Genomic DNA, 12,779 nt, shown 5'->3' on the forward strand with positions numbered 1-12,779 from the left:
TGGAGGTTTTATAGATGGCATTAACGGCAGAACAACAACAGCAATTATTAGAAACGCTACAGCAGCGCTTTGAAAAAAATCTACAGCGCCATGAAGGGATTGAGTGGACGCAAGTTGAAGAAAAGCTTGGCAATTCGCCGGATAAGCTATGGTCTTTAGCACAAATGGAAGAAACAGCAGGGGAGCCAGATGTTGTCGGAACAACGGAAGACGGAGCTTTTATTTTCATGGACTGTGCAAAGGAAAGTCCAAAAGGTCGTCGAAGTGTGTGCTATGATCGCGCAGCATTAGAGGCACGTAAAAATCATCCACCCGCAACAAGTGCGATGGATATCGTAAAGGAAATGGGCATTGAGATGGCGACAGAGGAGCAATACCGTGCCTTACAGCAATTAGGTGAATTTGATTTAAAATCGTCTAGTTGGGTGGCAACACCTGATGAAATTCGTCAGCTTGGTGGCGCTATATTTTGCGACCGACGCTATAATACTGTGTTCGTTTATCATAACGGAGCAGATTCCTACTATGCAGCACGTGGTTTCCGGGGCGTATTAACAATATAAAAAGAAGGTAGCAGCGTCATGGCGTTGCTACCTTTTTGGGGGTTAGGGAACAAGTCTAAACGAAAATGCTAAATTTAGGAAGATGAAAATTGCTATGTTATACTAGAATTGCTAAGTTTTGTTTATTCTGAAAATTAATCAGAAAATTTAAGTGAACCAGTTTTTATCTTAAAAAATCCAAATTTGAAGGGAATTAAGATGAAAATGTCAACAGTTAATGGAAACGTAAAAGTAATTATGAAAGAAATTGATTTTTCTGGAACAATTTTAGTAAAGCAACATGACCAGTTATTGCAACAATTTAGTTATGGCTATGCTAACCGCACACATGAAGTATTGAATAATGCCCAAACACGCTTTGGGATAGCATCGGGCTGCAAGTTATTCACAGCGATTGCTATATGTCAGCTTGTTGAAAAAGGGCAACTTTCGTTTGAAACGAAGCTAACGGAAATGTTAACGGGTCCATTTCCATATTTTGATCCAACAATAACAATTCATCACCTATTAACACATACTGCCGGTATACCAGATTACTTTGATGAAGAAATAATGGACGACTTTGAAGAGCTTTGGATCAAGAAGCCGATGTATTTAATGCGTCGTTTACGGGATTTCTTACCACTCTTTCAAAATGAACCGATGAAGCTACCGGTTGGGGAAAGGTTCCATTATAATAATGCAGGCTATATTTTATTAGGTCTTGTTGTAGAAACTATTAGCAAGATGGAATTTGCTGATTATATTGCGGAACATATTTTTAGAAAGGCAGGTAATACTCATTCTGGCTATTTTGAATTAGACGCATTGCCTGTAAATACAGCGATTGGCTATATTGATGCTGCCGATGGAAATTGGAGAGCCAACAGTTATTCATTGCCTGTAAAAGGTGGCTCTGATGGTGGAGCTTTTGTAACGGTAGAAGATATGAGCCGAGTATGGAATGCGCTTATGAATTTTAAGTTATTAAGTGAGCCGTGCACAAAAAGACTATTGAAACCCTATATCAATACCGATGGGGATTATAACCGTTTTTATGGATATGGGATATGGATTGACCAAATGAATGATGAAATTACGAAGTATCATGTTATGGGTTATGACCCTGGTGTGAGCTTTCATTCTGCTTATTATCCGAAAAACCAAGTAGAAACCGTCGTTTGTTCCAATAAAAGTGATGGGGCTTTTCGTGTCTTTAAGGTGCTTGAGCAAACGATTTTAAATGATTAAATAAGGCTTATAAAAGGGAATGACCGAGAAGTGATTCTGGGACATTCCCTTTGCGCGGAGGATGAGGGTCAGCACGAAGTTGGTCATGAATGCGTTGTCACATGATATGACGTTTTTTGCATTCATTCTTATTCTGACCACCACGAAAAGCAGCCTACAGCGGATTAATAATACATTAAACGGACGCTACCCAAAAAGTAAATACTTTTTGGACAAACCTTCATTCCTTAAGCTTCTTCGTAAAACAAATAATACGGTTGGCTTCAGTAAAACCAAGCTTTAAATGCATTTTCAAACTGTCGGTATTGTCTAATTCACAATCACTCGCAAATTCTGTACACCCCTTTGTGAGCGCCCACTTTTCGCATGCTTCAACAAGTGTTCGAGCGATTCCTTGCTGACGGTAATTGTCCAAAACAAAGAGCCCTTCTAAATAACCAACTGGACTTGAATCTGTACCTTCTACGTAATCTGTTCTCAACTGACATTGCGCAAAGCCAATTGCCTGATCAGCATCAATTGCTAAAAAAATTACGCTATTTTCACCAGTAATACAACTTTTCATATTCAAAATGAAATCTTCTAATACATTGTCTGGCCACAGCAATAATGCGAGCTCAGCTGCAATTTTTACATCAGAAATTTGAGCATGTTTAATCATATGTACCTCCAAATAAATGTTTTTATATTCTATAAATCCTTACTTAAAAAAATAATACGTTCAATTTCCTCAAAGCCATTTTTCTTGTAAAAGGCTTCAGCAGGGATGCCGCGGTCTGTAAGTAATGTGATGTTTTGAATGGCGTGAGGTGCGAGCTCGTTTACTAGCTGATTTAATAATGCTGTTCCAATTCCAGTGTGTTGTTTTTGTGACTTTACGCACATTTCATGAATGAAAAATTCCTCTCCACTCCACCACATACGTCGAACACCGAAAATAAATCCGACTATTTCATCTTGCTCAATCGCTAATAACCCTAGAAAGCCAGGTGTACGAGAAAAATCCCGCAAATAGCGGGTAGCATTTTCTGTTGTCCATTCATCGTTCCATGGCGCACAGTTGAATACCTCAATAAAGGCTTTCGTGCAGGCTTCTAAATCTTGCGCTACAAATGTTTTGAATTTCATTAATCTAATTCTCCTTTGTTTATTGACTTAAGTATAAGGGAAAGCAGCTACTTTCTGTAGAGAATTTCCAAACCATTAATTTATTTACAAAATTACCCTTTTTCGCTACTATTATGTTATACGATATATCGTGAGGCATAATAGTGAGGTGAAGAGCATGTCTTATAGTGGGGGGCCGATGACCGAGGCGATGTATTATGTGCTACTTGCGCTGATGCGTCCGAATCATGGCTATCAACTGATGCATGCCATCGGGGATGTTTCGCGCGGACGAATGCAAATGGGACCAGGTACACTTTATGGGGTGCTGTCACGTATGCAAAAAGATGGGCTCATTGCATTAACTAATAATGATGGACGTCGAAAAACGTATGAAATTACAGTGGACGGGAAAGCAGCTCTACTTAGTGAATACCGTCGATTGCAGGCGGTCTTAGAAGATAGTCAGTTATTGGAGGGGGGGACAGACAATGACTAAAGTTGTGCGAAAGCTTCGGTTAAATAATTATTGGAACTTGGTGGAGCACGAAAGCTGGTATACCCATATGGCGCAGCAAGGACTTTTCTTGAAAAAGAATGGCGTTTTCTTTACGTATTTTGAAAAGAGACCTCAAAGACAAATGAAATACCGCATTGAAGTATCTAAAAAGGCAATGGCTATTGAGCAGCTGGATTTTTATGAAGAAGCGGGCTGGGATTATGTGACGAGCTATAATTATTTCCATGTGTTTAGCTCCCCTGTCGAATTGAATGCACCTGAAATTCATACCGATCCGACACAACAGTCGCATATGTTAAAAGAGCTCAATCGATTGCTGATGTTCAATTGGATTTTTACGATTTTTGGAGCTGTTTTCAGTAGTACGATCTTTTGGGCGATTTTCTTTTTAGATGGCACGCCAATTCGTCAACTGGTGAAAGGAATGACGACGAGTCAGTTATTACTTCCATTATTTATGTTTTTACTGATGATACAAGTAGCACAAGCAGCTTTATCAATACGTCGCTTAAAAAAGAACTTAGAAAGGGGAATACCGCTACAGCATGATATCCCATGGCGGAAAAAGACGCTTAAACATGTATGGGCGTGTTTGTTTTTAGTTGTTGCGTTATTACACTTGTTTTTATCAAGTATGCAACTTTATATGATGGAGCGAGGTACGTTGACTGCTGATCATCATGAATTTTCTGCTGTGTCTTTAGCGTCGATTGAAAACAATGACGCATTTATTCACGAGGAACATTTAGGTAATGGAATTGACTATGGCAATATGTACGAAAAAGCGTGGAATCCATTTGCGCCAACACAATATACGGTGAATGAATCAGGCATCGTCCCAAATTTAATGTGGGAAGATGGCAGTAGAAAATATTCTCCATCAATTATGACGGAATACTATGAGGTAAGCTTTGAATTTCTAGCTCGACCATTAGCACGTGATTTAATGAAATGGTACGATTTTGGAGATGGCAGACTGTATTCGAAAGTAGCTGATTCGAGATTTGATGTGCTGTATACACGTGAGGATTTTCCAAAGCTTGAAATTGCGGCAAAAAAAGGCAAAAAGGTTGTCTATGTTCGCTATTATGGCGATGCAATGAAGAGTCAAGTAATTGAGCAGGTTGCAAGATTACTGATTTCTGACAGCGAGTAAAATAAAATTAATGAAAATTTACAAAAAACACATATTCGTATAATAATTCACCTTCATAATAAAATCAAAATAGATAGTAGGAGAAGGTGTGATTTTGAAAGCTCTAGCCGTAACAAAACCGACTTCATTTTTTATTTTTAACCAATTTCTTTATTGGCAGCGTTTATATGCACTCAAAAAAATTATGGCGCAAGATAAAATGAAGACTTATTTTCAACCGATTTATGATGTACAGGCAAATAAAACGATGGGCTTTGAAGCATTAAACCGTCCAGATGATGTTACGTGCTTTGATAATACCGATGATTTTTATGAGTTTGTTGGACAAACAAAAAATGTTTATTTATTTGAGCGTTTTTGCCGCAATTTATCCATTCGTCGATACTGTGAACAATTAAATAAAGAAATGGATAATAAAGATTTTACTTTATTTATTAATATCCATCCGAATATTTTACTCGATAAAAATTATCACAGTGGCGAAACGCTCGCTTTATTAAAATCATTTGGCATTTCCCCGCAACAAGTTGTTTTTGAATTGACTGAACGCAGTGCGGTGACAGACTTTCATGAGTTTTCTCGCGTGTTATCACATTATCGTAAGCAAGGGTATCGAATTGCGGTGGATGATGTGGGATCAGGTTATAACAGTTTAAAAACGCTCATTTACTTAAAGCCAGAATTTATTAAAATCGATCGATCGTTAATTCAAAATATTGATACAGAAATTCCGCAGCAGCAACTCCTATCGGTATTATTAAATTACGCTTTCCAATCAGAAACAAAAGTGATTGCAGAAGGTATTGAACGCATGGAAGAATTCGAATACATACGCGAGGCCGGTGTTCATTTTGCACAAGGCTATGCCATTGGACGTCCAAATGAACAACTTTATGAGGCAAATGTACCGCTTATGCGTAAATAGATTTGAAAGTTAGGTGGACAATCTATGTTTACTATTGGTCATATTGTGGAGGAAGCCGAATGGATTGATGAGCAGGTAAAAAACAAAGAGGTCAATCAAAAATTCGTTCAGCAACCTACACTTCGAGGGATTGTGATAGTAAAGGACCAAACGCCAGTCGGTCATATCCCTCGGTCTCATTTCTATCAAAAAATTGGGACACTTTATGGCTATAACTTATATATGGGGCGTGCCAATACCCTTTTAGCAAAGACAAATCCTTTAGTTGTTGATGTTAATATTAGTCTTGCAGATGCGAGTAAGCTGGCGATGGCACGTAACGAAGGAGATTTATATGATGACCTAATCGTAACAGAAAATAATTGCTTTGTAGGGATCGTTAGTGTCCGAACATTATTATTAAAATTGGCTGAAGCGGAAATTACGCGGGCAAGTGCACTCAATCCGCTTAGTAGTTTACCGGGTAATCAAATGATTAATCATAAAATCAATGACTTATTAAGCGCCGAACGTTTTTCACTAATTTACATTGATGTTGACCGCTTTAAAATTTTCAATGATTTATACGGATTTAATCGTGGCGATAAAGTTTTGCTGTACTTAACAACTATTTTGAAACAATGTGTGCTGTCACAAGATGATTTTCTTGGACATATTGGTGGAGATGATTTTGTAATAGTTGTCCCTCATTTTGACGTTACTCTTCTTTGTGAAAACATTATTACGCACTTCCAAAAAAGTATTCATCAATTTTATGATGCGGAACATTTAGAGCACCCTCCGATTGTAAAAGATCGAAATGGCAATGAAATTTTGTTAGAGCCGATGACGTTATCCATTGCGGTTGTTTCCAATGAACATCAAATCTTTGCAGATGAACATGAGTTATCTCATGCAGTAGCCCAAGTGAAAAAGCGATGTAAAATGCAGGAAGACAACAGTATTATATTCCACAACCCAGCGTTCGCTATCCATTAATAGTGAGCGTTTATTTGTATCAAAAAGAATTTTATGGAAATTAATTGACATTATTTATGTATTAAGTACATAATACACATTAACAGGTGTATGAAGGTCTTAATACATTTTTTTGTGCATACTGTATTAATAGGTTAATACACTTCGTAAGCGTATTGTTTATTAATAGTGTATGAAGTGTCTAATACACAAAAAGGGCGGTGAGGTCATTGGAAGTGAAATTTAATAATCGGGATCCGGTGTATGTGCAGGTCATGCGCCATTTTAAGGAGCAAATTGCGAAAGGCTTTTATGCACCGGGGCAGGAAATCCCATCACGTCGCGAGTTGGCAAATCAGCTCAAAATTAATCCGAATACGGTGCAGCGTGCCTATAAAGAAATGGAGGAGCAAAAATTGATTTATACAGAAGGAAATTTGCCAAGTTGTATTACGAAAAATGAGGATGTATTAAAAGGTGTACGTCATGAATTAATTAGTGAAGCGGTGCATATTTTTGTGAATTCTATTAAGTCAATTAATGCGCCATTGTCAGAAGTAATCGAGCTCGTGCAGCAGAAATATGAGGAGGGTGAAGGGCGTGATTGAAGTAAATCATGTGTATAAAAAATATAAGCGTAAACAGGTACTCAAAGATATGAGCTTCACCGCTGAAAAAGGGCAAATTACGTGCTTAATTGGTATTAATGGTGCGGGTAAAACAACAATTATGAAGTCAATCATGGCATTAACGCCAATCGACAGCGGTGAGATTTTAATTGATGGGCAAAAAATTGATAAAAATGCATACGAAAAAATTACGTATATTCCAGACCGTCTAACGATGCTGCCAAGCTATACCATTGCTCAGGCGTTTTCCTTTATGTCGGACTTTTATAAAACGTGGAATGAACAGCGTGCAACGGAACTTCTAGCATTTTTCAAGCTAGAGAAGACCGAGAAAATCTCGAGCTTATCAAAAGGGAATGCTGCTAAAGTAAATTTATTGCTCGGTTTAGCACTTGATGTGGATTATATTTTAATGGATGAGCCGTTTTCAGGGATAGATATTTTCTCACGTGAGCAAATTGCCGAGGTATTTACAAGCCATTTAATCGAAAATCGTGGCGTTATTATAACGACGCATGAAATAAACGACATTGAGCATTTGATTGATAAGGCCGTTTTAATAGGCAATGGTACGGTTTTAAAGCAAATCGATGTGGAAAAAACACGTGAAGTGGAAGGAAAGTCTGTTGTAGATGTCATGAGGGAGGTGTATGTCGGATGAGTTACATAAAACTCGTTAACTTTGAAGTGCAGCGATTTTTTAAATTTTTTATAGCACTAGTTGTAGTTGTTGCGACTACACAAGTAATCGCGGCGTTTTTATCGGCTAGCAATTACAAGGACCAAGCGGAAACCGTTATGCAGCGAGAAAAGCTGTTAGCACTAGACTATGTCACAAACTACGGGAGTTATTCAATTTTTAATTTTTTCAATAACAGTTTATTCCTGCTATCGATTATGTTTGCAGCAGCGATGTTAATGATTTATATATTTTTTATTTGGTATCGTGATTGGCTAGGGAAATCTTCGTTTATTTATCGTTTATTAATGCTACCAACTGAACGACGCAATGTGTATTTTGCTAAGCTAACCGCTATTTTATTATTTGTTTTTTGTATCGTTGGGGTACAGGTATTATTAGTCCAAGTTGCGGAGCTTATTATGAAGTGGGTGATTCCAGCCGAGCTGCTTATAGAGAGCGGAGTTATTATTGCGTATTCTTATGAATTAATGTCGATTTTATATCCTAAAACAATGGTTCATTTTTTAGTGAGCTATGGCGTAGGTACAGCATTTGTCGCGATGATATTTACGGCGATTTTAGTAGAACGAAGCTATCATTTGAAAGGGATTTTCATTGCAGGAGTTTATATAACACTTTCGTTAGCTTTGTTACTAGTACCAGTATTCATTGGTTATTATACGGACTATTTTTATGTGAAAGAGCTTTTAATGATGGTTGTGTTTATGGCGCTGATTGTCTTTGTAAGTTCAGTAATCATTGCCAACTATTTATTGAAACGAAAAATTAATGTGTAGGGAGGGGAAATGATGAAAAAATATTGGTCATTAATTGTTATTGTAACCGTCATTGTAGCGACACTTGCCACGCATTACATACAAGTAGCAAGTGCTTCAAACAATAATTATCGTGTAACTTTTGAAAAAATTACCGGTGATGAACGTTATGTAAATAATCTTGCCATCGAGGGTAATATCCAAAGAGCGTCGAACTATCATTATAGCCCGTTTTTAATTACAAATGGGGAAATGAAAGCCCAACGTTATTCGTTTTATGAGCGTCCTACATCACTTATGTATAAGCAATTGATTGATGAGCATAAAAGCTTCATGCGCGGTAAAGTGCTTGATGCCAATCGTTTTTATGAGGATGAGGAACAGCTCATTTACGTGAGTGTACCTGAAAATGTTTGGGAATTAGCGGTAGGGGATAATTTAACTTATAAGGTAGACATTTTAAATAAGGCGGATGACAGCGTACAATCGTTTACCGTTGAAAGTATACTTAAATCACCTGCAAATTGGATTATTCTACAGCACATAGAAATCCTCGGCAATGATCTAAAGCTTGTAATGAATCACGCGAGCGAAATGAGCAATGAAGAAGTACACCTCACAACGATTGATTTGAAGAGCAAGCAAGTAACGAGTGATACAATAATTGAAAAGATTCATAGTGATGAAGCAATTCGAACGAGCATTAACTTTTATTCTGAATATAATAATTTAGCATCTGAAAAATATTTAGTATATGGCATAAGTGAATATGATGCAAACCTGAATCAATACAAAGTGCTTTCTCAGCGTTTTAAAGTATTAAATTTAGAGACAAATGAAGTCCAGGCATTTGATGTACCAAAAGAGATGTTAGCTGACGAATCGCGTATGGTTGTACGAGATCATCAATTTATTCGCGCGGGCATTAATGATGGCAAAATTATTGTGAATCGTTATAATCTAGGGCACAAGGAATGGGGGGAACCGTTCTCATTAGATGCACCATATGAAGTACTGCCCCTTGCGTTATTTAATATGCAATGGACGAATGATAAGCTATATATTTCAGCGCAGGCAGCTGAGGGCCAGCTATTGTTTATTATTGATGCGGAATCAGGAGAAACTTTATACAGTGGGTTAATCAAGCCTATTTCAGAGCAACATAACTTTGCGTTGGCAATATCGCAGGTATATGAAGAGCTAGATTAATAGGGAATGATAAAGGCATCGGAGTTTTTTTATCCGATGTCTTTTTTATTAATATTTTTAGTACGGAACACCCGAAAATGCGCATAGCTTCTATTATTCGTGGAATCGATGTTTCTCATTTCAAATCCAGTAGGACACAAGAGGGTATTGCATTCATACTCAAAATAGGAGAAAATTTTATCAGAATATTAAATTAACTGTTAGGGCGGTGTTTTTATGTGGGAGCAGCAACTAATTGAAACAGAAAATGGTGTATTTGAAGTGTTTATATCGGGGGAAGGCGATCCAATTTGTGTCACGCATTTATATAGTGAATTTAACGCAAATGGCAATCGTTTTGCAGAGATGTTTCAGCCGTTCTATAAGGTCTATTTAGTGAACTTACGTGGCTGTGGTCATTCAACTGATGATACAAGTAAATATAATTTTAGTTTGCAAGATAGTGTGAAAGATTTAGAAGCAATTCGTCATACGTTACATATTGAAACATGGGGATTTGCTGGGCATTCGACAGGTGGAATGCTGGCTTTAAAATATGCGATCATGCATCCCGAAAGTTTAAACTTTATCGTAGCGGGCGGTCTATGTGCATCTTCGGATTATATGCGTCATGTTGGAAGTATGTATTGCAAGGAAAACCCGAACAACAAACGGATTTTAGAAATCATGGCTATGTTGAAAAACCCAGCTTCAACAATTGAAGAACGACAAGCGGGTTCAAAGGAATGGGCGCTCATGTCACTTTATAAGGAACAAAGCTATGACAATATGGTGAGTCGTCCGAACAGTGGGAAAACAGTTTCGAAAAGACTGGATTATTTTTCATATGAGGAGTTGCCGACCTATGATTTACGCCCACAATTACCAGATGTAAAAACGAAAGCCTATATTTACGGTGGGTTATACGATGAACAATGCCCTTATGAATACGCAGAGGAAGCGGCAACACTACTTGGAAATGCCACACTCACGACTTTTAGAGAAAGTAATCATCATCCATGCATTGAGGAAGAAAAAGCATTTGCGCAGTTTGTAGAAACAATCTTTAATGAACAGAAAACAAGTGAGGGAAAGCATGCTTAACGCTTAAGAGCATATGCTGGCTCGCATTAACGGGGGACGAAAAAGTGGATAATATTGTATTAGAAAATGAAGTTGTACGATTAAGACCGGTCGATCTAACGGATATAGAGGCGATCACTGTTGCAGCAAATGATGTGCGAATTTGGGGGCATATGTCGGTCACTTTACTAGATCGAACTTCGGTAGAAAATTATGTTCAAAAAGCGATTCAAGAACGCAAACAGGGTATTTCATATTTATTTGTTGTGATAGATAAGCAAACAAACACACTTGTAGGCTGTACATCATTTTTAGATATCTCAATCCCACATAAGCGTTTAGAAATTGGGGCTACTTGGTACAATCCGAGCGTCTGGCGTACGGCAATTAATACAAATTGTAAGTTTTTATTATTGCAGCATTGCTTTGAAAGCATGCAGTTAAACCGAGTACAAATTAAAACAGGTCATGAAAATTTGCGCTCACAGCAAGCGATTGAGCGAATCGGTGCGCAAAAAGAAGGTATTCTACGCGATCATATGATTAAAAAAGACGGCACGATTCGTCATACCGTTATGTATAGTATCGTAATGGATGATTGGCAGCAGGTGAAAGCTAGATTTCTTGATCAGTTATTATAATCTCAATCCGTCCATTATACTCTAACCCGTTACATTTCAACGTAACGGGTATTTGGTTTCTCTATAAAATTATTACTATACTATAAAGAACAAAAATTCAACATTTACGTTTTTGATAATCACATTATTTCATGCCTTTTCTCACAAATTGTGATGTAAATAAGAACATTGTCGTGTTTTTGGAAGTGAATTCCGCTACAATAGGAAAAGATACTTTTTTAAGATACTATCGGTAAAATTATAGTAGGTGAAAATTTTGGGACGAACAAAAACATATATAAGTGTAGATATTGAGGCAGCGCTCATACGAGGAAAGCAATATATTATTGAAATCGGGGCGATCAAATGGCTACCAGACGGCACTACGGAGACATTTACACAGTTGATCCAGCCGTATAAATTCAAAAAATTAAATGCACATATACAACAGCTAACGGGCATTACAACTGAGCAATTAATTGATGCACCTTCATTTAAAGAGGCATTTTATAAATTTAAGCGTTGGTGTAAGCAAGATTATGTATTTTTAACATTCGGAGAGTTTGATCGTAAAGTGTTAGAAGAAGAGTTAACACGCAATTACATAAACAAAGATTGTCTCTATCCGATTATCGACTTCCAGCAGAAATATATGATTGCACAAGGGATTAAGGAGCAGCCTTCATTAGGTGGATTAATGGAGCAGCTAGGACTAGAAATCGAAACGCAACACCGTGCTTTGGCAGATGCTGTTAGTCTACTAGCAATATTTAAAGAGGTAAACGGCGATGCAATCATACAGCAACAACAAACAAATGAATTCACATTATTTTTAACGAATTTCCGCATGCTTGAAACAACATTTGATCTTGTAATGTCCGTGACAAACTGTTCGGTTATCAATGGGCAAGTGCAAGTGCATGCCATGAATACCTTCCGTGAAGAGTTACCATATACAGTACAGTCAATTGAACGTACTCAAGAGGATGGCGAAGTCCAAGTAAGCGAAAAAATTACGATTAAATCAAGCCATGATGCGAAGCAATTTTTACAGCAGCTTGCAGAGGATGTGCCAGGAAAGATATTAATTTCACGCTCGGCATTGCGTTCAGTGTCAAAAATATTAAAATTACATCATGTAACATTGCCAAAAACAGAAGTGATGACTTTAACAAATATTATCGAATCGGAAGAAATTGTTTCGAAGTTTAATTTGGTGGATGAGTCTACGCATTCTTTTGAAGCAAAATTAATGCGTTTAATTCGTAAATATGAACAAGCATTCGTAGATGAGTTTTATAAACGTGCGTTAATTGAGAAACAACTGGTAGAAGTATAAGGGA

General features: G+C 37.4%; 15 protein-coding genes. 13 read left to right on the top strand and 2 right to left on the bottom strand.

Going from position 1 to position 12,779, the window contains the following annotated elements:
- Positions 1–14 precede the first annotated feature (14 nt).
- Entirely contained in the window at positions 15–563 is a 549-nt protein-coding gene (locus O7776_RS06695; protein WP_274309819.1) for a DUF4256 domain-containing protein, read from the top strand.
- 198 nt (positions 564–761) lie between these two features.
- Complete coding sequence (locus O7776_RS06700; protein ID WP_274309820.1) at positions 762–1,793, top strand: serine hydrolase domain-containing protein; 1,032 nt, start codon at positions 762–764, stop codon at positions 1,791–1,793.
- Positions 1,794–2,013: 220 nt separating this feature from the next.
- Here the strand turns inward: O7776_RS06700 and aac(6') are convergent, their stop codons facing one another.
- Positions 2,014–2,454: an aminoglycoside 6'-N-acetyltransferase gene (aac(6'), locus tag O7776_RS06705; RefSeq protein WP_274309821.1), complete on the bottom strand. Its 441-nt coding sequence runs from the start codon at positions 2,452–2,454 to the stop codon at positions 2,014–2,016.
- A 29-nt stretch (positions 2,455–2,483) separates the two neighbouring features.
- Entirely contained in the window at positions 2,484–2,921 is a 438-nt protein-coding gene (locus O7776_RS06710) for a GNAT family N-acetyltransferase (RefSeq protein ID WP_274309822.1), read from the bottom strand.
- Between the two features lie 157 nt (positions 2,922–3,078).
- Here O7776_RS06710 and O7776_RS06715 point away from each other — a divergent pair, with 157 nt between their 5' ends.
- The 11 genes from O7776_RS06715 (at position 3,079) to O7776_RS06765 (ending at position 12,775) form a co-directional block, all read left to right on the top strand.
- Positions 3,079–3,399: a PadR family transcriptional regulator gene (locus tag O7776_RS06715; protein ID WP_274309823.1), complete on the top strand. Its 321-nt coding sequence runs from the start codon at positions 3,079–3,081 to the stop codon at positions 3,397–3,399.
- Positions 3,392–4,576 (top strand): DUF2812 domain-containing protein, encoded by a 1,185-nt coding sequence (locus O7776_RS06720; protein WP_274309824.1) that lies wholly within the window; start codon positions 3,392–3,394, stop codon positions 4,574–4,576. The genes O7776_RS06715 and O7776_RS06720 overlap by 8 nt, the downstream gene beginning before the upstream one ends.
- Before the next feature lie 88 nt (positions 4,577–4,664).
- Positions 4,665–5,501, top strand: a complete 837-nt coding sequence (locus O7776_RS06725; RefSeq protein ID WP_420802154.1) for an EAL domain-containing protein — start codon at positions 4,665–4,667, stop codon at positions 5,499–5,501.
- 24 nt (positions 5,502–5,525) lie between these two features.
- Positions 5,526–6,479 carry a GGDEF domain-containing protein gene (locus O7776_RS06730; RefSeq protein ID WP_274309826.1) on the top strand — a complete coding sequence of 318 codons (954 nt, stop codon included), beginning with the start codon at positions 5,526–5,528 and terminating at the stop codon, positions 6,477–6,479.
- Positions 6,480–6,688: 209 nt separating this feature from the next.
- A complete protein-coding gene (locus tag O7776_RS06735) occupies positions 6,689–7,066 on the top strand; it encodes a GntR family transcriptional regulator (RefSeq protein WP_274309827.1) in 378 nt (125 codons plus the stop codon).
- Positions 7,059–7,748 (top strand): ABC transporter ATP-binding protein, encoded by a 690-nt coding sequence (locus O7776_RS06740; RefSeq protein ID WP_274309828.1) that lies wholly within the window; start codon positions 7,059–7,061, stop codon positions 7,746–7,748. Before O7776_RS06735 ends, O7776_RS06740 begins: the two co-directional genes overlap by 8 nt.
- Positions 7,745–8,566, top strand: a complete 822-nt coding sequence (locus O7776_RS06745; protein ID WP_274309829.1) for a hypothetical protein — start codon at positions 7,745–7,747, stop codon at positions 8,564–8,566. The genes O7776_RS06740 and O7776_RS06745 overlap by 4 nt, the downstream gene beginning before the upstream one ends.
- 12 nt (positions 8,567–8,578) lie before the next feature.
- Positions 8,579–9,754 carry a hypothetical protein gene (locus O7776_RS06750; protein WP_274309830.1) on the top strand — a complete coding sequence of 392 codons (1,176 nt, stop codon included), beginning with the start codon at positions 8,579–8,581 and terminating at the stop codon, positions 9,752–9,754.
- Positions 9,755–9,970: 216 nt separating this feature from the next.
- Positions 9,971–10,837 (top strand): alpha/beta fold hydrolase, encoded by an 867-nt coding sequence (locus O7776_RS06755; protein ID WP_274309831.1) that lies wholly within the window; start codon positions 9,971–9,973, stop codon positions 10,835–10,837.
- A gap of 44 nt (positions 10,838–10,881) precedes the next feature.
- Complete coding sequence (locus O7776_RS06760) at positions 10,882–11,457, top strand: GNAT family N-acetyltransferase (protein ID WP_274309832.1); 576 nt, start codon at positions 10,882–10,884, stop codon at positions 11,455–11,457.
- A gap of 247 nt (positions 11,458–11,704) precedes the next feature.
- Positions 11,705–12,775 (top strand): 3'-5' exonuclease, encoded by a 1,071-nt coding sequence (locus tag O7776_RS06765; RefSeq protein ID WP_274309833.1) that lies wholly within the window; start codon positions 11,705–11,707, stop codon positions 12,773–12,775.
- The last annotated feature ends 4 nt before the right edge of the window (positions 12,776–12,779 follow it).

Source organism: Solibacillus daqui, assembly GCF_028747805.1.
GTDB classification, from domain to species: Bacteria; Bacillota; Bacilli; order Bacillales_A; family Planococcaceae; genus Solibacillus; species Solibacillus daqui.